The organism is Pseudarthrobacter sp. W1I19 (assembly GCF_030817835.1).
Taxonomy (GTDB): Bacteria; Actinomycetota; Actinomycetes; order Actinomycetales; family Micrococcaceae; genus Arthrobacter.
Genome location: NZ_JAUSZR010000001.1, coordinates 3,415,514 through 3,441,771 on the forward strand (window position 1 = coordinate 3,415,514; position 26,258 = coordinate 3,441,771).

30 protein-coding genes are annotated in these 26,258 nt (G+C 65.6%); 15 read left to right on the forward strand and 15 right to left on the reverse strand.

The window, feature by feature from the left end; translation table 11 throughout:
- Positions 1-14 precede the first annotated feature (14 nt).
- The 3 genes from QF038_RS15740 (at position 15) to QF038_RS15750 (ending at position 2,650) form a co-directional block, all read left to right on the forward strand.
- Positions 15-1,316 (forward strand): hemolysin family protein, encoded by a 1,302-nt coding sequence (locus QF038_RS15740; protein ID WP_307611108.1) that lies wholly within the window; start codon positions 15-17, stop codon positions 1,314-1,316.
- 160 nt (positions 1,317-1,476) lie between these two features.
- Positions 1,477-1,752: a hypothetical protein gene (locus QF038_RS15745; RefSeq protein WP_307611109.1), complete on the forward strand. Its 276-nt coding sequence runs from the start codon at positions 1,477-1,479 to the stop codon at positions 1,750-1,752.
- 115 nt (positions 1,753-1,867) lie between these two features.
- Entirely contained in the window at positions 1,868-2,650 is a 783-nt protein-coding gene (locus QF038_RS15750) for a YsnF/AvaK domain-containing protein (RefSeq protein WP_307611111.1), read from the forward strand.
- Between the two features lie 152 nt (positions 2,651-2,802).
- Here the strand turns inward: QF038_RS15750 and QF038_RS15755 are convergent, their stop codons facing one another.
- Entirely contained in the window at positions 2,803-3,684 is an 882-nt protein-coding gene (locus QF038_RS15755; protein ID WP_307611113.1) for a MurR/RpiR family transcriptional regulator, read from the reverse strand.
- A 109-nt stretch (positions 3,685-3,793) separates the two neighbouring features.
- Here QF038_RS15755 and QF038_RS15760 point away from each other — a divergent pair, with 109 nt between their 5' ends.
- The 3 genes from QF038_RS15760 to QF038_RS15770 are packed head-to-tail and all read left to right on the forward strand — an operon-like array spanning position 3,794 to position 6,942.
- The gene (locus tag QF038_RS15760; protein WP_307611115.1) at positions 3,794-5,188 is read left to right on the forward strand and encodes an MFS transporter; all 1,395 of its coding nucleotides are present in this window, start codon (positions 3,794-3,796) and stop codon (positions 5,186-5,188) included.
- Positions 5,185-5,676, forward strand: coding sequence for a GAF domain-containing protein (locus QF038_RS15765; RefSeq protein ID WP_307611117.1), 492 nt, complete (start codon positions 5,185-5,187; stop codon positions 5,674-5,676). Before QF038_RS15760 ends, QF038_RS15765 begins: the two co-directional genes overlap by 4 nt.
- On the forward strand, positions 5,677-6,942 hold the full coding sequence (locus QF038_RS15770; protein ID WP_307611119.1) for an amidohydrolase family protein: 1,266 nt from the start codon (positions 5,677-5,679) through the stop codon (positions 6,940-6,942).
- A gap of 16 nt (positions 6,943-6,958) precedes the next feature.
- Here QF038_RS15770 and QF038_RS15775 read toward each other — a convergent pair whose 3' ends face one another.
- The gene (locus QF038_RS15775; protein ID WP_307611121.1) at positions 6,959-7,996 is read right to left on the reverse strand and encodes a helix-turn-helix transcriptional regulator; all 1,038 of its coding nucleotides are present in this window, start codon (positions 7,994-7,996) and stop codon (positions 6,959-6,961) included.
- Positions 7,997-8,115: 119 nt separating this feature from the next.
- Between QF038_RS15775 and QF038_RS15780 the strand changes: the two genes are divergently transcribed.
- A complete protein-coding gene (locus QF038_RS15780) occupies positions 8,116-8,514 on the forward strand; it encodes a DUF1304 domain-containing protein (RefSeq protein WP_307611123.1) in 399 nt (132 codons plus the stop codon).
- A gap of 104 nt (positions 8,515-8,618) precedes the next feature.
- On the opposite strand, the gene QF038_RS15785 is transcribed toward QF038_RS15780, so the two are convergent.
- The 6 genes from QF038_RS15785 to QF038_RS15810 all read right to left on the reverse strand — a co-directional run bounded on the left by QF038_RS15785 (position 8,619) and on the right by QF038_RS15810 (position 12,572).
- Complete coding sequence (locus QF038_RS15785) at positions 8,619-9,323, reverse strand: excalibur calcium-binding domain-containing protein (protein ID WP_307611125.1); 705 nt, start codon at positions 9,321-9,323, stop codon at positions 8,619-8,621.
- Between the two features lie 62 nt (positions 9,324-9,385).
- On the reverse strand, positions 9,386-10,417 hold the full coding sequence (locus QF038_RS15790) for a DUF1524 domain-containing protein (RefSeq protein ID WP_307611127.1): 1,032 nt from the start codon (positions 10,415-10,417) through the stop codon (positions 9,386-9,388).
- A 370-nt stretch (positions 10,418-10,787) separates the two neighbouring features.
- Positions 10,788-11,168 (reverse strand): VOC family protein, encoded by a 381-nt coding sequence (locus tag QF038_RS15795; protein WP_307611129.1) that lies wholly within the window; start codon positions 11,166-11,168, stop codon positions 10,788-10,790.
- Between the two features lie 221 nt (positions 11,169-11,389).
- The gene (locus QF038_RS15800) at positions 11,390-11,902 is read right to left on the reverse strand and encodes a DinB family protein (RefSeq protein ID WP_307611131.1); all 513 of its coding nucleotides are present in this window, start codon (positions 11,900-11,902) and stop codon (positions 11,390-11,392) included.
- Positions 11,899-12,102 carry a hypothetical protein gene (locus QF038_RS15805; RefSeq protein ID WP_307611133.1) on the reverse strand — a complete coding sequence of 68 codons (204 nt, stop codon included), beginning with the start codon at positions 12,100-12,102 and terminating at the stop codon, positions 11,899-11,901. Before QF038_RS15805 ends, QF038_RS15800 begins: the two co-directional genes overlap by 4 nt.
- Before the next feature lie 125 nt (positions 12,103-12,227).
- Positions 12,228-12,572 (reverse strand): iron chaperone, encoded by a 345-nt coding sequence (locus QF038_RS15810; protein WP_307611135.1) that lies wholly within the window; start codon positions 12,570-12,572, stop codon positions 12,228-12,230.
- Positions 12,573-12,700: 128 nt separating this feature from the next.
- Here QF038_RS15810 and QF038_RS15815 point away from each other — a divergent pair, with 128 nt between their 5' ends.
- A complete protein-coding gene (locus tag QF038_RS15815; RefSeq protein ID WP_307611137.1) occupies positions 12,701-13,102 on the forward strand; it encodes a DUF1801 domain-containing protein in 402 nt (133 codons plus the stop codon).
- 393 nt (positions 13,103-13,495) lie between these two features.
- Here the strand turns inward: QF038_RS15815 and QF038_RS15820 are convergent, their stop codons facing one another.
- Both QF038_RS15820 and QF038_RS15825 read right to left on the reverse strand, forming a co-directional pair.
- Entirely contained in the window at positions 13,496-15,076 is a 1,581-nt protein-coding gene (locus tag QF038_RS15820) for an HNH endonuclease signature motif containing protein (RefSeq protein WP_307611139.1), read from the reverse strand.
- 92 nt (positions 15,077-15,168) lie between these two features.
- Positions 15,169-16,032: an alpha/beta hydrolase gene (locus QF038_RS15825; protein WP_307611140.1), complete on the reverse strand. Its 864-nt coding sequence runs from the start codon at positions 16,030-16,032 to the stop codon at positions 15,169-15,171.
- Positions 16,033-16,204: 172 nt separating this feature from the next.
- On the opposite strand from QF038_RS15825, the gene QF038_RS15830 reads away from it, so the two are divergent.
- The 3 genes from QF038_RS15830 to QF038_RS15840 all read left to right on the forward strand — a co-directional run bounded on the left by QF038_RS15830 (position 16,205) and on the right by QF038_RS15840 (position 18,491).
- Positions 16,205-17,539 (forward strand): amidohydrolase family protein, encoded by a 1,335-nt coding sequence (locus tag QF038_RS15830; protein WP_307611142.1) that lies wholly within the window; start codon positions 16,205-16,207, stop codon positions 17,537-17,539.
- Between the two features lie 158 nt (positions 17,540-17,697).
- Positions 17,698-18,258, forward strand: a complete 561-nt coding sequence (locus QF038_RS15835; protein WP_307613499.1) for a hypothetical protein — start codon at positions 17,698-17,700, stop codon at positions 18,256-18,258.
- Positions 18,258-18,491 carry a helix-turn-helix transcriptional regulator gene (locus tag QF038_RS15840; protein WP_307611144.1) on the forward strand — a complete coding sequence of 78 codons (234 nt, stop codon included), beginning with the start codon at positions 18,258-18,260 and terminating at the stop codon, positions 18,489-18,491. The genes QF038_RS15835 and QF038_RS15840 overlap by 1 nt, the downstream gene beginning before the upstream one ends.
- 29 nt (positions 18,492-18,520) lie before the next feature.
- Here QF038_RS15840 and QF038_RS15845 read toward each other — a convergent pair whose 3' ends face one another.
- Entirely contained in the window at positions 18,521-19,018 is a 498-nt protein-coding gene (locus QF038_RS15845) for a GNAT family N-acetyltransferase (RefSeq protein ID WP_307611146.1), read from the reverse strand.
- A 208-nt stretch (positions 19,019-19,226) separates the two neighbouring features.
- Here QF038_RS15845 and QF038_RS15850 point away from each other — a divergent pair, with 208 nt between their 5' ends.
- Together QF038_RS15850 and QF038_RS15855 are read left to right on the forward strand one after the other, a co-directional pair.
- Positions 19,227-19,604: a MarR family winged helix-turn-helix transcriptional regulator gene (locus QF038_RS15850; protein WP_373461652.1), complete on the forward strand. Its 378-nt coding sequence runs from the start codon at positions 19,227-19,229 to the stop codon at positions 19,602-19,604.
- Positions 19,601-20,860 (forward strand): MFS transporter, encoded by a 1,260-nt coding sequence (locus tag QF038_RS15855; RefSeq protein WP_307611150.1) that lies wholly within the window; start codon positions 19,601-19,603, stop codon positions 20,858-20,860. Before QF038_RS15850 ends, QF038_RS15855 begins: the two co-directional genes overlap by 4 nt.
- Before the next feature lie 17 nt (positions 20,861-20,877).
- On the opposite strand, the gene QF038_RS15860 is transcribed toward QF038_RS15855, so the two are convergent.
- The 4 genes from QF038_RS15860 to QF038_RS15875 all read right to left on the reverse strand — a co-directional run bounded on the left by QF038_RS15860 (position 20,878) and on the right by QF038_RS15875 (position 24,306).
- Entirely contained in the window at positions 20,878-21,252 is a 375-nt protein-coding gene (locus QF038_RS15860; RefSeq protein ID WP_307613500.1) for an SRPBCC family protein, read from the reverse strand.
- Between the two features lie 132 nt (positions 21,253-21,384).
- Positions 21,385-22,314, reverse strand: a complete 930-nt coding sequence (locus tag QF038_RS15865) for a 2-hydroxyacid dehydrogenase (protein WP_307611152.1) — start codon at positions 22,312-22,314, stop codon at positions 21,385-21,387.
- A complete protein-coding gene (locus QF038_RS15870; protein ID WP_307611154.1) occupies positions 22,311-23,093 on the reverse strand; it encodes a DeoR/GlpR family DNA-binding transcription regulator in 783 nt (260 codons plus the stop codon). The genes QF038_RS15865 and QF038_RS15870 overlap by 4 nt, the downstream gene beginning before the upstream one ends.
- A gap of 70 nt (positions 23,094-23,163) precedes the next feature.
- A complete protein-coding gene (locus QF038_RS15875; protein WP_307611156.1) occupies positions 23,164-24,306 on the reverse strand; it encodes a Gfo/Idh/MocA family protein in 1,143 nt (380 codons plus the stop codon).
- Between the two features lie 135 nt (positions 24,307-24,441).
- Between QF038_RS15875 and QF038_RS15880 the strand changes: the two genes are divergently transcribed.
- Together QF038_RS15880 and QF038_RS15885 are read left to right on the forward strand one after the other, a co-directional pair.
- Positions 24,442-25,356 carry a PfkB family carbohydrate kinase gene (locus QF038_RS15880; protein WP_307611158.1) on the forward strand — a complete coding sequence of 305 codons (915 nt, stop codon included), beginning with the start codon at positions 24,442-24,444 and terminating at the stop codon, positions 25,354-25,356.
- Positions 25,357-25,368: 12 nt separating this feature from the next.
- Entirely contained in the window at positions 25,369-26,253 is an 885-nt protein-coding gene (locus tag QF038_RS15885) for an aldolase (RefSeq protein ID WP_307611160.1), read from the forward strand.
- Positions 26,254-26,258: the final 5 nt, after the last annotated feature.

Below are 26,258 nucleotides of genomic sequence, written 5' to 3' on the forward strand. Positions count from 1 at the left end.
GGTAGTGTCTGATCATGGACAGCGACACCCTGGCCAATTTTCTGTTGGTCCTCTTCTTTGTGCTGCTGGGCGGCGTCTTCTCCGGCACCGAAATGGCTCTGGTGTCCCTCCGCGAGAGCCAGGTGCGCCGGATGGAGAAGTCAGGAAAACGCGGCGCCCGGATTGCAGCACTGGCCGGGAACCCCAACCGGTTCCTCTCAACAGTGCAGATCGGCGTGACCCTGTCCGGCTTCTTCTCGGCGGCCTATGGCGCCTCGACGATCGCGCCCGACGTCGAACCCCTCCTGCGGGGCATCGGCTTCGGTGCCGCGGCCGAGCCCGTCTCATTCATCGGCATGACGCTCCTCGTGGCCTACCTCTCCCTGGTGCTGGGGGAACTGGTACCCAAGAGGCTCGCCATGCAAAGCGCCGTCGGCTTCACCAGACTCCTTGGCCCTCCCCTGCATGTCCTTTCCGAGATCATGCGGCCCGCCGTCTGGCTGCTCTCTGTGTCCACGGACGCCGTCGTGAGGCTTCTCGGCGGCGACCCGAACGCAAAGCAGGAAAGCGTCACCTCGGAAGAACTCTGGGACATGGTGGCCGAGAGCGAGGCGCTGGAAGAACACAGCCGCATTATCCTTTCGGACGTCTTCGGGGCCGGGGAACGCTCGCTGCAGGAGGTGATGCGCCCGCGAACCGAGGTGACCTTCATCAACGGCAACCTCACCATCGCCGCCGCCCGCAGCATGGTCCGGGACGGCCCGTACTCCCGCTATCCCGTCATCGACAAAACACCCGATGACGTCCTCGGCTTCATCCATCTGCGGGACCTTATGCCCCGGGATGCAAACTACGACGACGGGCTGGTGCGGGACATCGTCCGGGAGCTCCTCCCGCTGCCGGGAACCAACAAGGTGGTGCCCTCCCTGTCACGTATGCGGAGGCTGGGCCAGCACATCGCACTCGTGGTGGACGAATACGGCGGCACGGACGGGATCGTCACCCTGGAGGACCTCGTTGAGGAGCTGGTGGGCGAAATCTACGACGAGTACGACGCCGGTGCGGACCCCGAGGACCATGTCACCAGGGCCAACGGTTCAGTAGACGTCGACGGGGGCCTGATCCTTCAGGAGTTCGCTTCGGCTTCCGGGGTTGAACTGCCTGAAGGGCACTATGAGACGGTGGCCGGGTTCGTTATCGACCGGCTGGGCCGTCTCCCCCGGGTCGGCGACAGCGTGGAGGCGGACGGACACGTGCTGACTGTGACGGCCATGGACCGGCTGCGCATCGCCCGGATCCACGTCACTCCACTTGCCTCCCAGCAGGGCGGATCCTGACTCTGGCGCTTCCGGCCCAGGCTGCATTCGGAGCGATTCAAATTTTTTCATATTCTGGCCCATCCGCTACCGCCGTGGCTCCGAACCGCTTTATGTGTTCGGGGGCAACGCCCGGGCAAGCCCATATTGTAGAGCTTGATCGCGCAGAAGGACTAGAGAAATGAGTGTTTCGAACTACTCCCGGTTTTTGTCCGAATGCATTGTCCCGGCACCGGACAGGCACAGCGGCGTTCTCGCAGAAGAGGTGTATGGGGTGTACGTCAGTTGGTGCCTGCTGAACAGGGAGAAACTCGGCACAGAAAGTGCTCTCGGCGCTGCCATGGAACACGAGGGCCACGTCAAGCAGGGCGGTGTTCGGGACCGGTACCCGGGACTCGCCGTGACGGGGGCAGCAGCCGTGGATTACATCCTCGCGAGCCAGCCGAGCCTTATCTAAGCATCCGGGCCACGCTGGGGTCAAATAGTAAGCATGCTTGCTTTCTTGCTCGCAGACATGCTTGTATGAACTCCACCACGCAGGTCTTCAACCGCAGTACGAGAAGGAGAACAGCATGATCAGCACTGATAACCTTTCTGCACTCACCACCGCCGGCGGCCACGTCGTAGGCTCCGACGGAAGCAAGATCGGCTCCATCGGACAGATCTACGTCGATGACCAGACCTCCGAACCCACCTGGGTCACGGTCAAGACCGGACTCTTTGGAACCCACGAATCCTTCGCCCCGCTGGATTCCGCTTCGCTGGACGGCCACGACATCGTGGTCGCGCACACCAAGGACAAGGTCAAGGACGCGCCCCGCGTCGCTCCTGACGGTCACTTGGAGCCGGAAGAAGAAAATGAGCTCTACACGTACTACGGGATCACCGGCGGCGCTGCCTTTGCCGGTACCGGCCGGGACACCACCCACGAAGCTGCCGGACACGGGACCGTTGGCCATGACACGTCCGGACCCACCACGGATGACGCGATGACCCGCTCGGAAGAACAGCTCCACGTGGGCACCCGCAAGGAACAGGCCGGCCGCGCACGTCTGCGCAAGTACGTCGTCACCGAAAACGTCACCAAGACGGTGCCGGTCCAGCGAGAAGAGGTCCGGCTGGAACGCGAACCCATCACCGACGCGAACATCGGCAACGCCATGGACGGCCCTGCCATCAGCGAGGAGGAACACGAAGTGATCCTCCACGAGGAACGCCCAGTGGTCCAGAAGGAAACCGTCCCCGTCGAACGCGTCCGCCTGGACAAGGAGACGGTGACTGACGAGCACACCGTCACCGAGGAAGTCCGCACGGAAAACATCGAGCTCGACGACGACGGCCGCAACCGCCGCTAAACCCCGCCTTGACCCCGGCTACCCGGGCGTCAGAACACAAGCCAGCGGCCCGTCCTCCAAGTGGAGGGCGGGCCACTGGCTTGTGTGCACCGAGGTGACTACCGGCTCCCCGGCACTCGCACGCCGGGCAACCACCGTAATAACTGCACTCTTTATGAGCTTGAGCGCGGATGCATGATCCGCATCTGGTCCCAGGTCCGCTCAGACGCGGCGATGTTTTTGTTGGACCGCTCCCGGTCCAGTGAAGCGAGTTCGACGGCGATGGCCTGCACCGCGGCGACCGCCCCGGTCAGCGACGGGAAAAAACCCGCGCCTTCGGTGGGGACAACGATTCGCTGCTCGGCATGCTCCGCCACGGGAGACCCCGCGCTGTCCGTGATCGAAGCGATGGCGGCGCCCGCATTGTGGGCGATCCCCATGGCCCGCATGGTGCTGTCGTAAACCCGCCACAGGCTGATGGCAATCACCAGGTCCTCTGAGGTCACCCGCGCGAGAGTATTTGTGAGTGCTGCGACGTCGGCGTCGAGCAGCCGGACGTTGTAGCCGGCAATGACAGCGTTGTGCTCCAGTGCCTTGCCCGGGATCGCGTAGCTGCCCGCGGCGACGATCAGGGTCTGCCGTGCCCCCGCGATCGCTTCGGCGATGGAGCGGACGGTAGCCGGATCGAGTGTGCGCTCCAGATGGGCGAGGTTGGCTCGGTCCGTGGAGACGGCGGCCTGGGCGGGGCTGCTGATGTGGCCGTTGTGCTCCGCGGCGATTTCGAGGGCGCTCAGGGATGCCAGAAACCGCGAGCGGAGCTCGAACTGGAAGTCGGCCCAGCCTTTGAATTCCAGCGCCTGCGCGGTCCTGGTCACCGTGGAAGCGTTCGACGACGCGGCTGCCGCGATGTCGCTGACTGACCCGTAGGAGGCAAGCCGGGGCTGGGAGCGGAGGACGCCGATGACCTGCATCTGCCTGGCAGCCAGCTTCCTCCCCTGCACCCGGCTGTCCAGCCACTCGGTGACCGACGAAGAGTTGTTTTCCTGTTGCACCACCTATTGACCTACCTCACACTCTGGCGTAATTTCGATTACATCACATCTGCACAGATCCGTGCATATTCCCCAAAATGTACAACTTGGCCCACTCTGGCAGGAACCCGCAATGTCACTTACAGCACGCTTGGACCGGCTGGCTCTCAGTCGCCCACACTACAAGCTTCTCCTCATCGGAGGCCTCGGTTACTCGTTCGACGGAATGGACGGGGCAGTGGTCGCATTCCTGCTCCCGCGCATCCAGGAACTCTGGGGCCTTAGCAACGCCAGCCTTGGCCTGGTGGGGTCCGCCGCCCCGCTTGGCTTCTTCTTCGGAGCCATCCTCTCGGGATGGATGGGCGACCGGTTCGGCCGCAAGAAGGTGATGCTCTGGGCGCTTGCCTTCTACTGCGTTATGTCCGTTGTGGCCGCCATGGCTCCGAACTTCGAAGTCTTCCTGATTGCACGGATCTTTGCAGGATTGGGTGCCGGCGCTGAGAGCGTGATCATCGCGCCGTTCCTGTCCGAGTTCATCCCGCCGAAGCGCCGCGGCTGGTTCATTGGAACGCTGGCCGGGTTCTTCTCCTTTGGCTTCGTTGGTGCAGCACTGATTGGCCGTTTCATTGTTCCGATGGGCGAAGACGGCTGGCGCTGGGCCCAGGTGGTCACCGCCATCCCCATCCTCCTCCTGCTCTGGTGGCGCCGAAGCCTGCCCGAATCCCCCCGCTTCCTCATCAGCCGCGGCCGCATAGCCGAAGCAACAGAGGTGGTTGAACGCTTCGAGCAGAGCGTGGTGAAGGCAACCGGCAAGAACCTCGCCACGCTCCCGCCAGCCACCGAGGAGATCACCAAGCACGAGCAGAAGATCAGCATCTGGAATGCCCTGAAGTTCATGTGGTCCAGGGCCATGCGCCGCCGGACCGCCGTGATCTGGCTGATCTGGTTCGTGATCACGTTCTCCTACTACGGCTTCTTCTCCTGGATCCCCACCCTGCTGGTGGGCCGCGGCTCCACCGTCACCAAGAGCTTCGAGTACTCGATCATCATCTACCTCGCACAGATTCCCGGCTACTTCTCCGCCGCCTGGCTCAACGACCGGATCGACCGCAAGAACACCATCGCCCTGTACCTGACCGGTTCCGCGCTCAGCGCCTTCTGGCTGAGCCAGTCCAACGATTCGGGCATGATCCTGGTGGCCGCGGCGACCCTGTCCTTCTTCCTGAACGGCACCTACGCCGGCGTCTACGCCTACACACCCGAGCTGTTCCCCACCTGGATGCGGGCCACCGGCGTTGGCCTGGCCAGTGCCGTGGGACGCATCGGCAGCATCCTGGCCCCTTCCATCATCGGCATCTTCTCCGTGGCGCTCGGCTTCGGCGGGGTATTCGTGATGACAACGGTGGTCCTGACCATCGGCGTCCTGGGCGTGGTCATCTTCGGCGCCTCCACCGCCGGCAAATCGCTCGAAGACATCAACGCCCGGGCCGAGCATGACCCGGCACCGGCGGGAACGGGACAGAAATGACAGAAACACCAATGAAATCGGACGTCGTCTTCCAGCAGGTCTTCGACGCCATGCGGCAGGATCCCGGCGTCATTCTCTTCACCGTCCTGCAATGGATCCCGGAGCGGTCCAGCCTGCGGCGGCTCTTCACCAGCCATCCGGCTGAGTACCCGGTAGGCGGTGAGAAGACCGTGGAAATCTCCCCAGGCTGGCTCGGGACGGTCATTGAAGACAAGAAGCCGTTCCTGGCCCCGGACCTGGACGCGCTCCGTGAGGTCTTCGCCGATTCCGAACTCATCCAGCGGCTCGGCTGCGGTTCCGTCATCAACGTTCCCGTGCTCGACGGCGGCGGCAACGTGGTGGGGGTCCTCGCCATGCTGGACGCGGAAGGCCGCTACACGCAGCAAAGTGTGGAAGCCGCCGTCGCCGTCGTCAAGACGAACCTGACCGGCCTCATCGAAGCATTCGCAGCCCATCCCCACGAAGTCCCAGGGAAGGACACCATCTAAATGAGCACCACCCCGAACACCCAGGCCCCGCCTGAAGAAACGGCCGGCAGCGGCGCCCTAGTGGTCCGCAACGCCAGCGTGCTGGACGTGGACGCAGGCACCTACTCCATCGCCGACGTCGTCAGCATGGACGGGAAAGTAAGCCACGTTGGTCCGGACGCCGACGCACCCTCCGGGGCCCGGGTCATCGACGGCACCGGAAAGTTCGTCCTTCCGGGGCTCATCGACTGCCACGTCCACGTGGTCGCCTCCAGTGCCGACTTCCGGTCGCTGACCTACACGCCGGCGTCGTACGTATACGCGCAGACGGCCCGGATCATGGGCGGGATGCTGCGCCGCGGCTTCACCACCGTCCGGGATCTCTCCGGCGCGGACTTCGGCCTGGCGATGGCACAGCAGGAAGGCCTGTTGGAAGGCCCGAAGATCCACTTCTGCGGGCACGCGTTGAGCCAGACCGGCGGCCACGGCGACATGCGCCTGCCCGGTGAAGACCACGATCCGAACGGGCGGGGATGCTGCGGCATCGGCCGCGTCGCCGACGGGGTGGACGCCGTGCGTGCCGCCGCACGCGATGAAATCCGCAAGGGCGCACATCACATCAAGATCATGGCCTCCGGCGGAGTCTCGTCCCCCACGGACCGCATCGACTCCACCCAGTACTCGATGGAGGAGATGCGTGCAGCCGTGGAGGAGGCGGAGGCAGCGAACCGCTACGTCGCCGCCCACGCCTACACGGCCCGTGCCATCAACCGCGCCCTGGAGGCCGGCGTTCGTTCCATCGAGCACGGCAACCTGCTCGACGACGAGAGCCTCCGCCTGTTCCTCGAGAAGGACGCCTTCCTGGTGCCCACCCTGGTGACGTACTGGGCGCTCAAGGAGGAGGGCAGGAGTTTCGGCCTCACCGAAGAGATGTGGGCCAAGGTGGACTCCGTCCTCAACAGCGGCCTCGAAGCGATCGGCCGGGCGCACGAAGCGGGGGTCAAGATGGCGTTCGGAACCGACCTGCTCGGCGGCATGCACCGCCACCAGAACGAACAGTTCCGGTTGCTGGGCAAGGTCCAGCCGACCATCGATGCCATCCGTTCGGCCACCACGACGGCGGCGCGGCTGCTGGAGCGCGAAGGCCAGCTCGGCGTCGTGGCAGCGGGGGCGGATGCCGACATGCTGGTGCTGTCCGCGGACCCGCTTGCGGACATCTCGGTGCTCGCTGACATTGCCGACCACCTGGACGTACTGGTCCAGAATGGGAAGGTGGTCGGTCCCTGACCTTGGGATGCCCGCCTTACGCGACGAGCCTGGCCACCAGCTCTCCGCGGCTGCCCACGCCCACCTTTCCGAAGAGCGACTTCAGGTGGTCGTGGACAGTGTGCGGGGAGATGAACAGGTGGCGGGCGATGTCCGCCGTCGAACTCCCGGACAGTACCTCCAGGCAGACCTCCCGCTCCCGGGCCGTGACGCCATATGCCGCGAGCAGCAGGGTGGCCAGGTCAAAGGTGGTGGCCGGCTCCACCGTGACCACCATCTGTTCGGGATCATCGCCGGTGATCAGGCGGCTGGCCTGGAGCACCACCCAGTTGTTTCCGGCGTCGCGCATCCTTGCCCTGGCCGTGCCCGATCCCGAGGCATGGGCATGTGCCACCACCGAGTGCAGGGTCATGCTGAAGCGCCCCGGTTCGGCGTCTTCCACCTCGGCCAGCCAGGTTGCCGCTGCCGCGGTGGCTGCCTTCAGCCCGCCGTGCAGCCCGGCGATGACGATCACCGGCCCGGCCGTTGCCTGGCGGCCGGCATGTTCTGAACGCACGGCGATCCGGCTGGCCGCCGCCAGGGTGGCTGTGAGGGCGGCGAGGAAGTCCACCTCCCGGTCCGAGAAATCAGGACCCGATTCCCGGAAGATACTGCCCACTCCCCAGCACGCCTGGTCCACCCGGAATGCGGCCCGGAGTTCGTGCTCCAGGCCCAGCGGCTTCAGGATCTCGTTGACGCGGACGCTGCCCGTCACGTCCCGGTACGGCGCGTCGGAAATCCGGGCGATGGGCCGTGGGCGCAGGGACAGCTCAGCGAACCGGTGGGGCTCCTGCCCGGCATACTCCGTTTCGGCGAACCGTGCCGCATACTCCTCCGTCACGCCCCAGTCCCGCCAGTTGGTGACAGAGGTCATCACCAGAGACTCGGGGTCGACGCCGGCCCAGCAGCCCTGCTCGAACGGCACCTCCCGCTGCACCACGGCGAGCGCAGCGGCATAGAGCTCGGCCAGGCCCAGTCCGCCGGCGGCCAGGGTGGCGATCTCCCGCCGCGCGCGTTCAGCGCGCTCCTCCCACATAGCTCCAGTATCTGCCCAAGGGGCGGTGACGCAATCCCCCACAGTGGGGATTCCCCAAGCACCCGGAACCCCGGCGCGGGGGATGTGGGCGGCGCGCACCGCCGTCGTACTCTTCCTCCATGAACGCCGTATCCCAGATTTTCGCGGTACTCGCCGCCATGATCTACATCGTGGTGTTCCCGCTGGAAAGCTTCCTGATGCACCGGCCGGGCGCGCAGAAGTTCCTCAGCACCCCGCCGCAAAACGTTCCGGCCGTGATGATGTGGGCCATTCCCACCGGGTTCCGGAATCTGGCGATCGGGCTGGGCGTCCTGGCCGGGGTGGTGGCCGTGAACCTGGGCGACGAGGTGGTGGGCTATACCCTGGTGGTCTACTGCTGTTTGAACATGGTGCTGACCGCTCCGGCGATGTTCCTCGCCGACATGCAGGGCCATTATCCGAAGAGGGGCGACAGCATCCCCGGGACGTTGGGTGCCACCGTGCCGGCGCTGATCGCACTGGTGGCGCTGCCGTTCTGAACCGGCAGCACCCAACGAAGATGCCGTAGACACCCGTAAAGGGCGTCCACGGCATCTTGTCTAATACGCACTCATTCGACGGTGAGTCAGTTCAGCACTGGACCCTACTTGTCGCAACCGATGCCGTCGCCATCCCTGTCGAGGTGCTTGCCGTAGCCCGGCGTACCGGCGTACACCGGCGCTGCTCCTGCTTGTCGCGCTGCAGTGCAGTTGGCGTAGTAAACAGCGGCCGGTGCCGGCACAGCGGGAGCCGGAACAGCAGGAGCGGGTGCAGCGGGAGCCGGTGCAGCGGGAGCCGGTGCGGGCTTGGCTGCTTGTGCAGCGGCAACATCTGCCGCAGCCTTGTCCGCGGCCGCTTTGTCTGCGGCGGCTTTGTCGGCCGCTGCCTTCTCTGCCGCAGCCTTTGCAGCAACTGCCTGCTCGGCGGCAGCCTTCTCGGCAGCCGCTTTCTCCGCGGCAGCCTTTTCCGCGGCCAGCTTTTCAAGGGATGTGACCCCGAGGTGCACCGTGGACCCCTTCGCAGCCGTGGCACTCTCGGTGGGGTCCTGGGAAATCACCTGCCAGTTTTTCTTCACAATGATCGATTTGCCGTCAACGGTGTCCAGAGCCTCAACCTTGAAGCCGAGATCTTCCAGCTGCTCCGTGGCCTTGTCCAAAGTCATGCCTATTACGCCTGGAACCGCCACCGTTTCTGCAACCGCGGCAACGGCGGTTGCAGTTTCTGTTGCCTGCACGGCTACCTGCTTGCCGCCGCCGCATCCGGTCAGCATCAGTCCGGTCAGGACAACTAATGTCAGCGTCTTTTTCACTTTTCCCCCTAGGAATGTTTGTGATGGTGAAACATGGGGCCTGAAAGCCCCAAGACTTTGGGTCAGCTTTCGCAGGCGACGCCGTCCAGGTCGCGGTCCAGCCCTGCCCGGTAACCGGGCTGGCCTGTGAGGATGGGCGCTGCACCGGCGGCTTTTGCCGCCGCGCAGTTCGCATAGAAGACGGCCGCCGGTGCAGGAACAACTGGCGCAGGGGCAGCAGGAGCCGGCACCACTGCAACCGGAGCAGGTGCCGCAGCAACCGGCGCCGGTTCCGGCGCAGATGCCGGCGGAGCTGATGCAGGAGGTGCTGGAGCAGCAACCGCCTGCTGTTCCGTGGGGGCCAACTGCCCCGTGCATGCGGCGAGGATGTTCGCCATAGCGTTGTGCTCCGCCTGGGTAACCCACAGGCTGTACGTCGCCTTGACCGAAATCTGCCGCGCGACGTACTCGCAGCGGAACGCCTTGTTCGGCGGCAGCCAGGTGGCGGCGTCGCCGTCGCCCTTTTTCTGGTTAGTGGGACCGTCCGTAGCCTGGAGGTTCCGTGGGTCGTTGGCAAAGGCCGTCCGCTGCTCAGTGGTCAGCTGCTGCGCGCCCTTCTGCCAGGCATCACTGAGGGCAACAACATGGTCGATCTGGACGGCGGTGCTGGTCCCGCTCCCCCGCAGGAAGCTGATGCTGGCGCCCGTGTACGGGTCCGCCAGCGTTCCGGTCTGCACTTTGCAGGGAACGCTGTTCGTGTAGGTGACGTCGGTCAGATCGCGCTGGAGGATGTCGTTCCGGGTGTCGCAGCCGTTGCGGTCAACGTCCGCCCACGCCTGCCCGAACTGCGCCCGGTCATAGCCCGTCTTGGGCGCCCGGCCCTTGATGGGCAGGGTGGCGAGCAGATCGATCGCTTTGGTGGTAAAGGCCGGCGCGTTCGGCGCAGCGGCGCCCTGCGCCACAACGCTGGACGTTTCGCGGGCCAGCGGCTCCGCGGTCTCCCAGGAGGAGGGAACGGACGACGGCGCCGGCGCAGCTTCCGCAGTTGGGCTCGCCTCCGCCGGGACGGCCGTAGCTGTGCTGGCTGAAGCTGCCGTCTCCAGATCCGCGGACAAAACACGAGGCAGGGCGATGGCACCTGCGATAAAAAGTGCAAGAGAAACCCCAACGGCAATTGCCCCTGGCTTCCGGGCCCGCCGCGGTCTCCCTGCTGACCCCGGCACCTTCCCAAACTTTGACAATGATTTCCCCCATAAAAAGGCCCGGCAATGAGCCGGGCCTCTTGCTTAAGCCGCGTTGGTTACAGCTGGGAGCCTATTCGCCAAAAAGCGGGGGAAGCCGGGATTCGGAAAAACCTGAGGCAACTTTGCTCTTCTCTTGATCCAACCTTGATATGCCTGTCGCACAGCAGACTCTGCACTTAACAATCGCGTGCGCAGTACCCCAAGCCCGCGCGGGCAGGAGGCTCGCGCGGGCTTTGGCGGGCTATGCGCGCTGGGTGATATTAAGGATGTTGCCCTCGCTGTCCAGGAACCAGGCGGCCTTTCCCCAATCACTGGTGGCAACGCCGTTTTCCGTCTTCAGGCCGGGAAAATCGTAGTCTTCGAACCTCACGCCGCGGCTGCGCAGGTCCCCCATTTCCTTGTCAAGGTTGTCCGTTTCCCACCCCATCTGGGTGTTCTTGGCAGACCCCGCATTGTCAGTCTGGTAAACGAGGAAGCCTGTCCCTTTGCCGCAGGTATACATGAGGCTGTCCTCTTCCATCGAACCGGATGGTTCAATGCCCAACTTGTCCCGGTAAAAGTCCCGCGCCCTGTTGATGTCCTTGGCCGGAAGAACAGCAATGATTGCTGAATCTTTGAGCATAATAAATTCCTTTGTGCATTTTTATCGCGATGATGGCGCTGCTCTCCCCCGATTGCAGTCCCGGAACGTCCCTGTCCGCGGCTGCGTGGCCGTCCACTCCGCCCTGCTGTGGGCGGCTACCTGGGACTCTGCAACGCCCCGCCAGCCATACCGGCGCGAGGGTCCCCGAAGCCTATGTGGCCATTATGGAACTGAATTGTGGCCAGCGAAATAGGGAAAGTTTATTCTGCGGGTTTCCGCTGCAGGCCCTTTGCATACGCGGCCTGCCCTATGTGTTGAAGGCAGTCCGCAACGGTGCTCACCAGCCGCACGCCGAGCGTCACGGGCGGGTCCCACCGGGTGTCAACCACCCGGTCCAAGTCCTCGTCGCTGACTGTCTGCAGAAATTCAACCGTCTGCCGGTGGACTGCGTCGTAGTACTCAAGCAGCTCTTCGGCCGGAGCCCGCACAGCATCCACCTGGTCGCTCGAGTGCCCGTAGCCCGTATCGGTGGGGCGAAGTGGCAGTCCGAAGCGGCCTACGAAATCCTGCGTGAACCATACTTGTTCCAGCCCTGCAACATCCGAAACCTGAACATCTTCCACCCTGGCCAGATGCCAGATCAGCCATGCGATCGAGTTGCCGGTTCCCGATGGCCGCACGGTGAGGGACCCGTCGTCGAGCCCTTCAAGAGTTGCTTCCACCGTTTCCCGGATCCTGCCGAACGCGTCCAGCAGCAGGTGGTTCGATTTCATTGCTGCTGCCCGTCGGCTTCCGTTTCCTTGCTTCGGGCGTCGCGCAGGTGCTGCTCCAATTTGGCTTCCGCATCCCGCCGGCGGTCACCAACAGACCGCCCCTGTTCGGCCGCGGGAGGCGGATTTCCCGGCTCCTGCACCTGGTCATCCACCCCGGCGGCGGGGACGGCGCTGTCCAACTCTTCGCTGTTTTCACCCATACCGGATGGTCTCACAAGCGGGGGAAGGGGTCGAGGAACCTGCCGGGCGGGCCGCGGAATCCACCTGACGGCGAATGACCAGCCCATTACTCCCCTGCCGCTGGACCCGGCGCAACTCTAGGAGACTACTTCCGGATCTCCGCCATCCGCAGCCGGACCATCTCCGCCACTATGTCATCGGGAACGGGATGGTCCGGCGTGAACCGGACCGTCCCCTTGGACAGGGAAAAGCCTTCGAGACGGAGTGCGACGGCATCAACCACCGCGGGCGAGAACGGAAAGATGGACAGGTGCTTGGCCGCCGCCACCACGCCGATCAGCGGCTTGCCGTCCAGCTTCAGGGCGGGCATGCCGTAGCTCATCCCTTCGACGGCGTCCGGCGCGAGGCCCCGCGCAAGCTCGACAACGCGCTGCAGGCATGCGCGATCGGTCCCGGACATGGCGGCGAGGGAATCGTCAACGGCACCCATGCGGCAAGCTTAGACCCGGAGAACTTACGACGGCGGAGCGCAGCTTTCCGCACCGCCCACCTCTTCCCCTCTCCGATGGAACGGTGAACCATGGCCGTAGAGGCGCCGACATTCGAAGGAGTTCGCCGATGAGCTACGAGAAGGACCCCCGCGTGGACCAGTACATCGACCCCCTTCCGCCGTGGCAGCAGGGGATCTGCCAGCGGGTGCGGGACCTGGTCCACGCCGCTGATCCAGCGGTCGAGGAGACCATCAAGCGCACCGTCCAGCCCTACTTCGTCCTGCAGGGCAACATCTGCGCGCTGCTCGCGGCGAAGGACCACGTCAACGTCTTTCTGTACGACGGCGGCCTAACCCCGGACCCGCACCACATCATCACCGGCGGCCACGGCAACAAGACGGCCCGGATGATTTCGTACTACGAAGGTGACCCCGTCCAGGAGGAACCCCTGCTCGAGATCTTCCGCGGGATCATCGCCACCAACCGCTCCGGAGGCTGGCGGAAGGCCAAGGCAGGTTCCGGCGCTTGACCCGTCGACGTCGCGGTACTTGAGTACGGTGCACTTCGGTGGTTGAGCCTGGGCCCACAGCCGCCGGGTTCCCGGGCCGAGTTCGCGATTATGGAGCGGCTGGGGAGCCAAACCCGAAAGCAGATGGTCGATCCTGCGGCTGGGCATGACGAATCCGGTGGTTGAGCTTGTCGAAACCCGAAACCCGAAACCCGCGGCGAATCCGGTGGTTGAGCTTGTCAAAACCCTAAACCCGAAACCCGCGACGAATCCGGTGGTTGAGCTTGTCAAAACCCGAAACCCGAAACCCGCGACGAATCCGGTGGTTGAGCTTGTCAAAACCCTAAACCCGAAACCCGCGACGAATCCGGTGGTTGAGCTTGTCGAAACCCTAAACCCGAAACCCGCGACGAGTCAGGCGGGTGGGGCGTGCAGGAACCGTTCGAGTTCTTGTTCTCCTGGGGAGGGGCCGTAGACAAAGTCAGGTGGCAGGCAGGTCGGGTTGAGGCGAGTTGGCTGCGGTTGTCCTGGCTGCCCTTGCGTGGGCCAGTGTGGTGGTTCCCAGTCGTGGTGTTCGGCTTTGTAGTGGCGGCCGGTGGGTGAAATCCAGCCGGGTGGTCCGTGTTTGGTGGCCGGTGTGGGCGTCCATCCGGTGGCATGTTTGAGGTGGTGGTGTTTCGGGCAGAGTTGGGCCAGGTTGCTGAGCCCAGTGGTGCCGCCGTCTTGCCAAGCTTGAAGGTGGTCGGTCTCGTTGTCCAGGGATGGGTTGTTGCAGCCGGGGAAGGTGCACTTACCGTCCCGGAGTTGCAGGGTCTTTTTCATGGCTTTGGTGAGCCGGTAGCTGGTGCGGCCGATTTCCAGCGGCGCCCCGTCCCGCGGGTCCACCAGCACCCGGTAGAACAAGGTGGCACCGTTGGCGACGAGTCTGCGGGCCATGGACGCGGGGATCGGACCGTAGCCGTCCAGGTTTGCCGGTTCGTCCGTGATGCCGAACAGGACGAGTACCGGCACGGTGACGAGGACGTCCGCTTTGGGTGCCGGGACGGTGCCTAAGGCGGCACCTGCGTACGTTTCACCCGGCTTGCCTGCAGCCGCGATGCTTTCTCCCGTGCTGCTTTGTCCTGTGCTGGCCTGTCCCGTGCTGCTTTGTTCTGTGCTGGTTTCCGGGCCGGGGTGAAGTGCGGCTCCGGCGCCGAGCAGGAGGCTGGCGGCGATGTCGGGGCGGAGTTGGGTGATGGTGCGCGGTTCGTCGGGGCTTTGGAGGCCGCGGGCGATGGCGGTGGTGCGGTTCCAGATGGCTGAGGCCTGGTCCGCGGGGACGTAGAGGGAGACCCGGGCCATGCCGTCGCGGTCCGGGGTGTATTCCATTCGCCGGTCCGCCACACTCTTGGCGTGGCGCTTCTCGATGGATTCGGGGTGGTGGCGCTCCCGCCACTTCCTGGCCTTGGCACGGAACCTGTACGCCGGCAATTCCCCGATCGGGGCGGCCGTGGCCGGCCGAGGCACATCGGGGGCCAGGAACTGTGCCTCCAGCGCGGCAGCGCCGGCGGGGTCAAGGCCGGCCGTTTCCTCCACCACGACCAGGGCATGCTGCCAGGAGATCTTGCCAGCCTGCAAGGCCGAGAACGTCAGCGGCCGTTCCTTCGTTATGGCGTGGGACGCGGCCAGGAACGCACCGGCTGCCCGGGGACCGAGGGCCAGGAGGGCGCCGATTTCCGCGGCCACGGACATTTCCAGCGCCTGCATCGGCACGTCCGGCCCCGCAATGGCCTGGGCAGTATCCGCGTACGTCACGGCAGCCCGGGCCTTCAAGCCCGCGATCCCGGCCTCCGCCGCCCGCGCCCCGGCGAGGATGTCCAGGCACCCATCCCCCAGCCCGGCCAACGGATCAGCATCCGAGAACGGCTCCGCACCACACCCCTCCACCTCCGCGTTGAGCACGGCAAGGGCGGCATTGATGTCCTCAAACGCCTTCACCACCGCCGCTTTCCCCATGCATCAATCATCGCAAGGGGGTCAGACAATTCCTGCCGCCGGAAGCGGAAAGCGGGGGTCGACAAAGGAGACATGACCCGCGCCCCGTGATCCTAGTCCCGAACCCAGCCAACCTTCCTCAACCACGCGCCCAGGAGAGGCAGGACCACGGCACCGTGCATCGCGCCCAGGTGATCCAGTCCAGGCAGGACCTGGACATCCCAGCCGTCGGCGAGCAGCACGTCGCGGTGCTTGGCGAGCGGCTCGCCAATGCTCACCCGGACACCGCCCCACTGCTCGCTGTAGTCAATCTGGTCGTTGGCCCCGGCGAACGCAAGACGCGACAGGCTGGCCGGCACTGCAGCAGCGACGTCGTCGAAATCCTGCAACGCCTCATACAGGGTGACGAACTGGCGGGTTTGGGCCTCGGTGGTCTGTACGGCCACTGAGTCCCAGTCCCCCGGCTCCGCCTCAGCAAGAGAGATGGCCGACGGGTCAGGTGCTCGGGTGGACGCGGCATGCGCGGCCCGCGTTACTGCCAACATGCTTCGGTAGGGCCCGTCCCGCGGCGGAAACCCGCCCATTGCGAGGGCCCGCAGGCGGTCAGTGCGGAGGGCCAGTTGAAGCCCGGCGAGCGCGAGCCAGGAGTAGCCGTAGTAGCCAAAGGCGGCTGTCCCGCCGGCATCGGCAATCGCGAGCAGGTCGGCGGCAAGGTTGTCCGGCGTGAGGGTCTCCGTTGCAGGGTGGGCCATCCGATGCCCTTCGTAGTCCGCCACGATCAGCCGGTTCGATCCGGAAAACCCGTCAACCAGGGCCGGCCCCAGGTCCGGGTCCCCGCCCCACTTCCGCATCGTCGCGGCCTCGTCCGGCGTATACGGCTCCAGCCTGGCAAGCAGCAGCAGCGCGGGGCCATCGCCGTGGACGCTGACCGGAATGACGGAGCCGTCATGGAGGACGGCCTCAGCAGTTGCAGCCATAAACAACCCCTTCGATGGATGGAGCACCAGTTTCAGGATGACACCGGAGCGCAGAAGTTATCCATTCCCATTGGCTGGGATCCCAGAACGGCCGTTCAATACCGGCAGGTAGCCACGTAGCATCGTCGACAGCCCGCGTCCGGTTCGGGCGATTCACCGTAAGGAGACAACGATGTGCCTTCATGACCACACCTCTGCCCCCACACCCGGCGCCAGGCTTCCCCGCCGCGGAATCCTGGCCGGCGCCGCAGCCCTCGCCGGAATCTCAGTGGCCAGCATCGCCGCCCAGCTCGGCGGCTCCCCGGCCGCGCATGCCGGGGACGAACCCTCCGGTCCCAACTACCCCGGCAGCCCCCTCACCAACCGGCCGCTGATCATCGAAGGCGGTACCATCGTCGATCCCAAGACCGGAGGCGCCGTCGAGGACGGTGTTGTGGTGCTCGACGGCGGCAAAGTCACCGCCGCCGGAACGCGCGACGAGACGCGGAAGGCGGTGGCCGCGGTCGCCGGGCGTGCGCAGGTCCTGAACGCCTCGGGCCGGTGGGTACTCCCCGGCCTGGTGGACGTGCACGTCCATGCGAACACGCTCGCCGACGCCCGCGCCATCCTGCAGGGCGGCGCCACCAGCGTGCGCAGCGGCTCGAGCAGTTTCTACCAGGACGTGGCGCTCGCCGCCCTCCCGGAGTGGGCCCCCGGCGTCTCCCCGCGGATGACACCCGCCGGTTTGTTTATCTCGCCGGACCTCGGGGATTCACTCCTTGCCGATCCCGACCTTGCACCGCTGGCCACCCTCTCCGGCGGCGTTAAGGAAACCTCGGACCTGGCCTACCTCACCCGCGTGAACCTGAGCCGCGGCGCCAAGGTCATCAAGACCCGCGCCAATCCCCGCGCCGGTCTCCCCGAGCAGGATCCGCGCGAGCTGGTCTACAACCAGGAACAGCTGTCCGCCGTGGTCAAAGCAGCGAACGGGGCCGGCGTCCTGTGCCACGCCTACAGCGCAGAAGGTATCGACGGCGCAGTGCGCGCCGGGGTGCGCAGCGTGGAGCACGGCGTCTTCGTTGCCGAAAACACCATCGCCGAGATGGCCCGCCGCGGCACCTACTTCACGCCCACCATGGATGCGATCACCAGCATGGCAACTTCCACGAATCCCATCCTGGCCGCACGGGGCAAGGAGTACACGCCCATCCTGCAAGCCGCGGTGCTTGCGGCGCAGGAAGCGGGCGTGACCATCGTGGCCGGCACGGACTCCTTCGGCACCGATGTCACGCCCATTGGCACCGAGGCGCGCCTTCTCGCCGAGGCCGGGCTCTCGCCGCTCGAAGCGCTGCAGTCCGCCACCGTCCACGCGGCCCGCCTGCTTGGACGGGACGACGTCGGGCGGTTGGTCCGCGGATCACTCGCCGACGTGGTGGTGGTCGACGCCGATCCACTCAGCGACGCTTCCGCCTTGGAGAAGGTGCGCGTTGTGGTGGCTCAGGGCGCCGTGGTGCGGAACGAACTGTAGGGATTTGACGCCAGGAGTGTGGGAGCCGTAGGTTATCGATTGTCATTATTATCGGCAATCGATAACTTACTGGGGGAATAGTGAATTTTGCCAAGGCAGGTTTGCAATGGAGGCAGGGTAACCGCAGGGTTGTATCCAGGGCGGACGCGGTGGCGCTGATGGCAGTGTCCGCGGCAGCTGCTGTTGCCACGACGGCCCTCACCATCCCGGGCATCGTGGCCTACTTCACCGGCCCAGTGACGCTGACCCTGCCGTTGAGCACCAACCAGCACACCCTTTCGGACGTGCAACTCGGCGCGCAGGCGCATTTCACCTCAGTGGAGGTGGCCATCCCCGCCTTGCCCACCGGTGAAGCCGCGCTGTTGGCGTGGGCCGGGACGTTGAGCCACATCAGCGTCCTGGCCGTGCTGGCTTTGCTGTTCCTGCTGGCCTTCCGTCTTCGAGCTGCGAACCTGTTCACAGCTGCATCCGTCTGGATCATCGGAGCCTGCGGCGCGGTCCTGGCCGTGGCGGGCAGCGCTGCCCAAGTTCTCGACCAGATCGCCCGCGGCCGCCTGGCAGAAGTGCTCGGGATCAACGCGCGGACTGCAGGAGAAGGGCTCAGTTTCAGCGCGCATTTCAACATGGCTCCGGTGGTTGCCGGGCTTGTGCTCATCCTCGTGGCCGGGGTTTTCCAGTTCGGCGGACGCCTGCAGAAAGACACCGAGGGCCTGGTCTGATGCCAGCCGAGGACACAACCGGGATTCATTGCCGGCTGGACGAATTGCTGGAGCAGCGCGGCATGACCCTGACGGAGCTCAGCAAACGGGTCGGGGTTAGCTTGGTCAACCTGTCCGTCCTCAAGAATGACCGCGCGAAAGCCATTCGTTTCTCCACGCTCGCGGCCGTTTGCCAGGCCCTGGAGTGCGAGGTCGGCGACCTGCTGGTGACAGACCCCGGCGCAGCAGGCTAGCAGGCCTTGCACCGCAGCTCCTCGCCCCGCTACGGCCCAGTCCGGACCATCCGTATCTCCGGCAGGCTTTCCCACTCTGGCGGCAGCAGCCCACGCCCGCCGTCGGGCCGGAAGCCGAGCCTGCGGTAGAAAGCCTGGGCCCTTACGTTGTCCTCCAGCACCCAAAGGTACGCCGGCGACTCCCCGATTGCCGCGCCCACCAGGGCCGTCCCCAGGCCCGTGCCCTGAGCGCGGCCGAGGAGGTAGATCGAATACAGCTCCAGCGGAACGGGGCCATCCTCGTCGCGGCCTGGACCGGCGTCGGCAAATCCCACCACCTCGTTGTTGGCGTCCACAGCGACGATGCGGGGGTCCTCCACGTCCAGGTGAGTCCGACGGCGGGCCACCCGTTCGGGAACCGCAGCGCGGCGGGCGGCAAAAAAGGCCGGGGACAGCAGGTGGAAATAGCACTCCTCGTGCGCCAGCGTGTGCATCAGCACCACGGCTTCTGCATCGTCAGCAGTGGCCTGCCGGAGTACATAATCCATGCCCCAGCCTAACCAGTGATCAACGTCAACCTTCGAAGCCCTTGCCCTGAGTCCTGCGCAGAAGCATACTTATTAGCAGGACTAATTAGCAATGCTAAGCATTTTCGGGAGGCGCAACACCACAGTGACCACAACCAAAACCGACAACAGCAAGACCACGGAATCCACTACCTCCGACACCCTCGCCATCGAGCTCCGCACTGCCGTGATGCGCACATCCCGCAGGCTCCGCGTCGAAGCCACCGGCGACGTCATCACCCCCGGGCAATACACAGTGCTGGCCCAACTGCACGGCAGCGGCCCGACCACCCTCCGTGAACTGGCCGAGCGGGAGCACGTGCAGGCTCCCTCCATGACCCGCATCGTCAACGCCCTCGCCGACCAGGGCTTCGTGTCCCGTGCTGCCAATCCCGACGACGGCCGCCAGGTCCGCGTGGACATCACCGACGGCGGCAGGGCAGTCCTGGCGGAAGCCCGCAACCAGCGCACCGCCTGGCTCGCCCAGCGCGTGGCCGGGCTGAGCGAAGAGGACCGGCAGATCCTCAGCCGGGCCGCCCACATCATGCAGGAGATGAGCGGAAAATGAGCGCCATGTTCCGGGCCCTGGATAACCGCAACTACCGCATCTGGGCCGGCGGGGCCATTGTGTCCAACATCGGGACCTGGATGCAGCGTGTGGCACAGGACTGGCTGGTACTGACGGTCCTCACCAACCATTCGGGCGCCGCCCTCGGCATCACCACCGGCCTGCAGTTCCTGCCCATGCTGCTGCTCGGCCCCTACGGCGGAGTACTGGCGGACCGCTACCGCAAACGCGTCATCCTGCTGTGGACGCAGGTGGCCATGGGCGTGACCGGGCTGGTGCTGGGACTCCTGGTGGTCACGGGCACCGCCCAGCTCTGGCATGCCTATCTTGCCGCTCTCTGCCTTGGAATCGCCGGCGCCATCGACGCGCCGTCGCGCCAGGCGTTCGTTTCCGAACTCGTGGGGCAGGACAACATCTCCAACGCGGTGGCACTGAACTCCGCGTCCTTCAACACTGCACGGCTCACCGGGCCCGCCATCGCAGGCGTGCTGATCGCATGGGTAGGCACCGGACCAGTGTTCCTGCTCAACGCGGCCAGCTTTGCCGCCGTGATCATTTCGCTGTTCCGGATCCGGACTTCGGAACTGGTCCCTGCCGTCCGGCCGTCCCGCAGCAAACACCAGGTGGCGGAAGGCGTGCGCTACGTCCGCCAGAGGCCGGATCTGGTGCTGATCCTCTTTATGGTGGGCATTTTGGGCGCCTTCGGCATGAACTTCCCTATCACCAACGCCCTGATGACCACCACCGAGTTCGGGGTGGGACCCGGTGAATTCGGGCTCCTTGGTTCCATCATGGCGGTGGGCACATTGGCCGGTGCGCTGCTCGCGGCGCGCAGGGCCGGCCCGCGGCTGCGGTATCTCCTGGGCGGGGCGCTGGGCTTAGGTGCGTTCACGCTCCTGGGCAGCGTATCGCCGTCGTTCTGGCTCTATGCCGCCGTGCTCATACCGGTTGGCCTGGCATCCATCACGTTCCTGAACAGCTGCAACACCAGCATCCAGCTCTCCGTGGAACCGCAGTTCCGCGGACGGGTGCTGGCCCTGTACCTTGCCATCCTCCAGGGCGGAACTGCCGTGGGTGCGCCGCTGATGGGCTGGATCGGCTCCGAATTCGGCGCCCGCTGGTCAGTGGCCGCCGGCGGTGCCGTGGTCCTGGCCACCGCACTGTCCGCTGTCATCGTGGTGAGCCGCCGGAACAGCCTCAGCTTCCGTGACAACCTCAGGATAGTGTTCCGCAGGCGGCGCGAGCCGGCCGTGTAGCCGGCCGGCTGCGGGGGTCAACTCTTCCGGGCCGCCACTGCCTCGGACAGCGATTTCAGCCCGCGTTCGAAGTCCGATCCCACCAGCTTGTCCATGTTCATAAAGAGCGCGAACAGCTTGGCAGCGCCTTTGTTTTCCCCTGTCATCACCCAGGTGACCTCGGTGCCGCCGGGTACGGGGGTGAAGGTAAAGGTGGTGGGGTTCAGGGCTTTGAACGGCTTGTTGAACTGCAGGCGGACGTGGATCCGGCTGGATGGTTCCGACTCGACGATCTCCATGGTTCCGCTGCCGGCTTTGCGGTTGCCGCTCCCTCGTAGCCTGCGCCCACGCCTGATTCGCTGCCGAAGTAGCGCCGGCTCATGCCCGGATCCACGGTCTCCCACGGCGACCATTTGGTCCACTCGTGGAAGCTGTTGACCACCGGGAAAACGTCTTCGGCGGGAGCAGGGATGACCGCGCTGCGGCGGACTTCATAAGTGGACATGGCCCTAAGCATAGGAGCGGGGGGCTCCGCCTGGGTAGCTTCAAGCCAGTGGAGCGCCCAGCACCACGTTCACTGGTTCCTTGCCCTCCAGCATCAGCCTGATCTGCTGCTTGACCAGCCGGACCATGCGCGGAAACATCGCCGAACTGGCCCCGCCCACATGCGGAGTGATCAGCACGCCGGGCGTCGTCCACAGCGGATGGCCCGCCGGCAGCGGTTCGGGATCCGTCACGTCCAGGGCCGCGCGCAACCGCCCGGCTGACGTCTCCGCCAGCAGCGCATCAGTGTCGGCGACCGGGCCGCGCGCCACGTTCACCAGCAGCGCGCCGTCCCGCATCGCCGCCAGGAACTTCGCGTCCACCAGCTGCCGGGTCTGCTCGCTGAGGGGAACGCTTACCACCACAATCTCGTGCAGCGGCAACTGCTCATACAGGGAGTCGATCCCGTAGATTTTTCCGCCGGCATCCTCGCGTTCGCGGCTGGCCATCCGGGTTACCTCGGTTTCGAACGGCAGCAGCCGTGCCTCGATGGCCTTGCCCACTCCCCCGTAGCCCACCAACAGCACCCGCCGGTCGGCCAGGCTGGGCCGCTGGCTGTTGTCCCAGGTTCCGGTGGCCTGATTGCGGGCAAAATCAGCCAGGCCGCGCTGGCTGGCGATCATCATGCCTAAGGCGAGTTCCGCCGTCGAGGTCTCATGGACCCCCGCCGCGTTGGCGAAAAGGCACCCTTCGGGCAGCACGTCCGCCACGCCGTCGTACCCGATGGACTGGCTCTGGACCAGCCCGACGTCCACACCGTCCAGGGCCGCCAGCGCTCCAGGCTTGCCCATGTAGGGCGGCACCAACAGGTCGATCCGGCCCTCCGGGGCGGGCCCGGTGAGATCCCAGAGGAGAAGTTCGACGCCGGCGCTGACCTCCAGCGCATCCAGCAGCTTCTGGTCGGGCAGGGCCACCCGCAGCGGCGCGCTCATGCGGCCACCACGAGCTTCACGTTGGCGGCGCCCAGTGCGTCCTCGATCTCCGGCGGCGGTGGTGCGTCGGTCACCAGCACGTCCGCGGCGTCAAACGCGGCCAGCCGGGCCAGTGCGTACCGGAGCATCTTCTGGTGCGTGGCCACTACGACCACCTGTTCCGCAGAGTTCATGAGGGCGATCTTAGTGGCGCGCTCCACATCCCGCTCAATGTAAAACGCCTCGTCGTGGATCCCGCTGACGCCGATAAAGGCCGTCTTGGCACGAAGGCCTGCAGCGGCGCTGACCGTCATGGGGCCATTGAACGCCTGGCTGTCCAGGAGCAGTTCACCGCCCAGGCAGATGGTCCGCGCCGCCGTCAGCTGCAGGCACCGCTGGATGGCGGGCGCCGAGTGCGTGATGATGGTGCCCGTGAAGGAAGCGGGGAGCTCCTGCGCGATCTGGTACGTGGTGGTGCCGGCATCCAGGATGATGGCGTCCCGCTCCCCGATCATTGCAACGCAGGCCAATGCCACCCGTTGCTTGGCGTCCGCATCCTCCCGGACCCGGGCCGCGAAGTCCGCGTTCTGGCCGCCGGTGTGGAGGGCGCTGACGCCACCGTGAACCACCCGGACCAGGCCAAGCTTGGACAGCACCCGGGTGTCCCGGCGCACCGTCATGTCAGAAACAGCAAACGTCTCGGCCAAGTCGGTGGTGGAAATGAAGCCCCGCCGGCCCAGCTCGTCCAAAATAGTGCGCTGGCGGGGCGTCAGCGGGCCCTCTTCACGTGCGTTGCTCATTTCCTCTTCTTCCTGCCCCATGTGCCGGACACCGGCCCGGCGCAATGTTGCTATTCCAACACCAATCTACTTACTGGCCTACCCCGGCACCGGCATTCGCAAGCTCCACGGGGCGCCCCTCAACAATTGAACGCTCGGCGGCCAGGCCCATCCGGACCGACTGGAGGCCGTCGGCAACCGTAACGTCCACCGGTCCTTCACCCAGGATGGCCTTCCGGTAACCAAGGTGTTCGTAGTAGGTGGAACCATGGTGCGCGCCCGCTGCCAGAACCGCCTCATCCACCGGAACCTCGTGCTTTTCCGGGCCCAGCGGCGAGCGCGGGCTGAGTTCCACCGTGGCTTCGGCTTCATCTCCGGGAATCCAGTGGTTTGCCGCGACCGGGATGAGGGTCTCGATCTTGGCTGCGTCACCCACGATGGAGATCCGCTCCTGGAACTTGGATCCCTCGGCGAACATGGACAGCTCCAGCATGGCCCGCCGGCCGCCCTTGAAGTCCACAATCACGTAGGCGTTGTCGATCATGTCCGGGATCCGGCCCTCGTAGACCTCATCCATGTGGTTCACGTCGTGGCCTCCGCTGGCATAGACGCGCACGGGCTCGTCCTGCAGGATCAGCCGCATCAGGTCGAAGAAGTGGCAGCACTTCTCAACGAGGGTGCCGCCGGTCCGCTCCGCGAAGCGGTTCCAGGAGTCCACCTTATGAAGGAACGGGAACCGGTGCTCCACGATGGAGAGCATGTAGATATTGCCGAGTTTGCCGTTGTGCGCGGCCTGGATGACTTCCTGCACCGGCGGCATGTAGCGGTATTCCATCGCCACCCAGACCGGGGCGGGGTAGCTGGCGGCCAGCACCTCGAGTTCATCTGCCTGCTCGGCGGTGGTGCATACGGGCTTCTCCACCAGCACCGGGAGATTGGTGCCGCTGGCGAAGATGTCCTTCAGGATGCCCAGATGGGTGTCGTTGGGGCTGGCGATCACCAGCGCGTCCACCAGGCCGGAGGCCAGCAACTCCTGGTGGGACGGAAAAGTCTGCACCTCGTAGCCGATCTCCGCAGCGGTTTCCGCCAGGGAGGACGGCTGCGGATCGGAGACTGCAGTGATCCGGCTTCCGGGGATCAGGGCAAGGTTCCGGACGTGTTCGCGGGCCATGTGGCCAGCCCCGATAAGGCCGTAACGAACTGTCCGGACCGGTTCCGCAGAAGGCAATGACATGAGTTGCTCCGTTTCTCTACGTTGAGGGGGGACCGCGGCGTTGCATCCCAAACACAACTATACAGAAAGTGTTGTTTTTCCAACATAGCGTGTGTATATTTCTTCAATACCAGCCAAACTACAACGAGGTGGAACGTGCCCCAACCGTCAACCGGAACCCTGCTCTTCGTAGGCTGCGCCACTCTTGACTCCATCGCCCTGGTCCAGGATTACCCCGCCGCGGACAGCCGCACCGTTGCGTCAGGCTTCGCGACGGCGGGCGGCGGCCCTGCCGCCACCGCAGCCGTTGCGGCAGTGAGGGCCGGTGCCAGCACAGCGTTCGCCGGGGTCCTCGGCACGGACGAGGAAGGCGAGCGCATTATCTTGGGCCTGCAGGCGGAAGGCGTGGACACGTCCGCCGTGATCCGTGATTCGACCGTCAAGACCGGCGCCAGCGTCATCGTGGTCAGCCAGGCCACCGAGAGCCGCGCCATCGTCACCCGCCCCGTGCCGCCCGTCAGCTTCCCCGCCGGCAGCCGCTTCCACGAATTGCTCGCATCCGCAGCCTGGGTCCACGTGGACCACCTGGGCTGGAACGCCGTCGCTTCCGCGCCCGGCTTCACCCCGGGCCGGCTGAACATCAGCGTGGACGCCGGCAACCCCATCCCGTCTTTCAGTCCGCAAGGCGTCGCCCTCTACGTCCCCACCATCGAGCGGCTCCGCGCAGACTACGGCGTGGACCACTCCGCCGGGGACCTGCTCCGGAAAGCCATCGACTACGGCGCCTCCGCCGTCGTCGCCACCGCCGGCTCTGACGGTGCGTGGGTCCTGGAACGGGGCGGCGAACCCGTCCACGTTCCGGCCACGCCGGCCACCATCGTTTCCACCCTGGGCGCCGGCGATGTGTACCACGGCGCCCTGCTCGCCGCCGTCGCCGCCAACCTCCCGCTGGTAGAAGCCGCCGCTTTCGCCGGCCGCACCGCCTCCGCATCGTGCGCCGGCCTCGACGGCCGCTCCGCCATCCCCCGCCAAACCATCAAACCCGTCCTAGCCTCCAACCTGCCTAGCTGAAAGAAGCAGCACATGACCGCCACTGACCTTTCCCCGCTGCAACGCCCGTCCGGCGCCTTCGCGATGCTCGCCGTGGACCAGCGCGAGGCGATGCGCAACATGATCGCCGAACACCAGGAAACCCCCGTCACGGACCAGGACCTGCAGGACTTCAAGCTGCAGGCCGCCAGAATCCTCACGCCCTACGCCTCAGGCGTCCTGATCGACCGCCAGTTCGCCCTGGACCAGGCCATCGCAGACAACGTGGTGGACCCCAGCTGCGGACTGATCGCCTCCGCTGACCACTTCGAATCGGCGCACGGCGAACTGGTGGGCGAGGTAACCATCGACCGCCTGGTGGACCCCCACAAATACAAGGCCCTGGGAGTGAAGGCCCTCAAGCTCCTGGTGCTGTACCGCCCGGACGAGCCCGCCGAAGGCCGCGTGGCCATGGTCCGTGAATTCGTGGACATCTGCCGGTCCGCCGGACTCATCAGCATCATCGAACCCGTCTCCCGCAAACCCCTGGCCGGCGGTGACTTCGACTGGAACGCCGGCATCCTCGCCGCTGCCAAGGAACTCGGCAGCCTGGGCGCCGACCTCTACAAGGCCGAGGTCCCCTTCCACGGCAAGGCACCCGAAACCGAAGTCCGCGCAGCCTGCGCCGAACTGACCAACGCCATCGACGGCCCGTGGGTGGTCCTGTCCTCAGGTGTCCCCGAGGACGTCTTCCCCGACGCCGTCCGCTGGGCCTGCCTGGAAGGCGCCAGCGGCTTCCTCTCCGGACGCGCCGTCTGGGCGTCCTGCATCGGCGCGCCCGACGTCGTCGAATCCCTGTCCACTGACGCCGTCCGCCGGCTGCAGCGCCTCTGCGCCGTGGTTGACGACGTCGTCTCGTCACAGAGGTCCAACGCATAGCGCTC

Excerpts from the sequence above, each read along its gene's own strand:
- QF038_RS15860 (WP_307613500.1), bottom strand. The coding sequence starts at position 21,252 with ATGGTCGCCGTGGGAGACCGTGGATCCGGGCATGAGCCGGCGCTACTT.
- QF038_RS15815 (WP_307611137.1), top strand. The coding sequence starts at position 12,701 with ATGAGCTACGAGAAGGACCCCCGCGTGGACCAGTACATCGACCCCCTT.
- QF038_RS15865 (WP_307611152.1), bottom strand. The coding sequence starts at position 22,314 with ATGAGCGCGCCGCTGCGGGTGGCCCTGCCCGACCAGAAGCTGCTGGAT.
- QF038_RS15770 (WP_307611119.1), top strand. The coding sequence starts at position 5,677 with ATGAGCACCACCCCGAACACCCAGGCCCCGCCTGAAGAAACGGCCGGC.
- QF038_RS15870 (WP_307611154.1), bottom strand. The coding sequence starts at position 23,093 with ATGAGCAACGCACGTGAAGAGGGCCCGCTGACGCCCCGCCAGCGCACT.
- QF038_RS15800 (WP_307611131.1), bottom strand. The coding sequence starts at position 11,902 with ATGAAATCGAACCACCTGCTGCTGGACGCGTTCGGCAGGATCCGGGAA.
- QF038_RS15760 (WP_307611115.1), top strand. The coding sequence starts at position 3,794 with ATGTCACTTACAGCACGCTTGGACCGGCTGGCTCTCAGTCGCCCACAC.
- QF038_RS15805 (WP_307611133.1), bottom strand. The coding sequence starts at position 12,102 with ATGGGTGAAAACAGCGAAGAGTTGGACAGCGCCGTCCCCGCCGCCGGG.
- QF038_RS15855 (WP_307611150.1), top strand. The coding sequence starts at position 19,601 with ATGAGCGCCATGTTCCGGGCCCTGGATAACCGCAACTACCGCATCTGG.
- QF038_RS15810 (WP_307611135.1), bottom strand. The coding sequence starts at position 12,572 with ATGGGTGCCGTTGACGATTCCCTCGCCGCCATGTCCGGGACCGATCGC.
- QF038_RS15885 (WP_307611160.1), top strand. The coding sequence starts at position 25,369 with ATGACCGCCACTGACCTTTCCCCGCTGCAACGCCCGTCCGGCGCCTTC.
- QF038_RS15840 (WP_307611144.1), top strand. The coding sequence starts at position 18,258 with ATGCCAGCCGAGGACACAACCGGGATTCATTGCCGGCTGGACGAATTG.
- QF038_RS15750 (WP_307611111.1), top strand. The coding sequence starts at position 1,868 with ATGATCAGCACTGATAACCTTTCTGCACTCACCACCGCCGGCGGCCAC.
- QF038_RS15875 (WP_307611156.1), bottom strand. The coding sequence starts at position 24,306 with ATGTCATTGCCTTCTGCGGAACCGGTCCGGACAGTTCGTTACGGCCTT.
- QF038_RS15820 (WP_307611139.1), bottom strand. The coding sequence starts at position 15,076 with ATGGGGAAAGCGGCGGTGGTGAAGGCGTTTGAGGACATCAATGCCGCC.
- QF038_RS15825 (WP_307611140.1), bottom strand. The coding sequence starts at position 16,032 with ATGGCTGCAACTGCTGAGGCCGTCCTCCATGACGGCTCCGTCATTCCG.
- QF038_RS15830 (WP_307611142.1), top strand. The coding sequence starts at position 16,205 with ATGTGCCTTCATGACCACACCTCTGCCCCCACACCCGGCGCCAGGCTT.
- QF038_RS15775 (WP_307611121.1), bottom strand. The coding sequence starts at position 7,996 with ATGTGGGAGGAGCGCGCTGAACGCGCGCGGCGGGAGATCGCCACCCTG.
- QF038_RS15780 (WP_307611123.1), top strand. The coding sequence starts at position 8,116 with ATGAACGCCGTATCCCAGATTTTCGCGGTACTCGCCGCCATGATCTAC.
- QF038_RS15745 (WP_307611109.1), top strand. The coding sequence starts at position 1,477 with ATGAGTGTTTCGAACTACTCCCGGTTTTTGTCCGAATGCATTGTCCCG.
- QF038_RS15795 (WP_307611129.1), bottom strand. The coding sequence starts at position 11,168 with ATGCTCAAAGATTCAGCAATCATTGCTGTTCTTCCGGCCAAGGACATC.
- QF038_RS15850 (WP_373461652.1), top strand. The coding sequence starts at position 19,227 with ATGCGCACATCCCGCAGGCTCCGCGTCGAAGCCACCGGCGACGTCATC.
- QF038_RS15835 (WP_307613499.1), top strand. The coding sequence starts at position 17,698 with ATGGCAGTGTCCGCGGCAGCTGCTGTTGCCACGACGGCCCTCACCATC.
- QF038_RS15765 (WP_307611117.1), top strand. The coding sequence starts at position 5,185 with ATGACAGAAACACCAATGAAATCGGACGTCGTCTTCCAGCAGGTCTTC.
- QF038_RS15740 (WP_307611108.1), top strand. The coding sequence starts at position 15 with ATGGACAGCGACACCCTGGCCAATTTTCTGTTGGTCCTCTTCTTTGTG.
- QF038_RS15845 (WP_307611146.1), bottom strand. The coding sequence starts at position 19,018 with ATGGATTATGTACTCCGGCAGGCCACTGCTGACGATGCAGAAGCCGTG.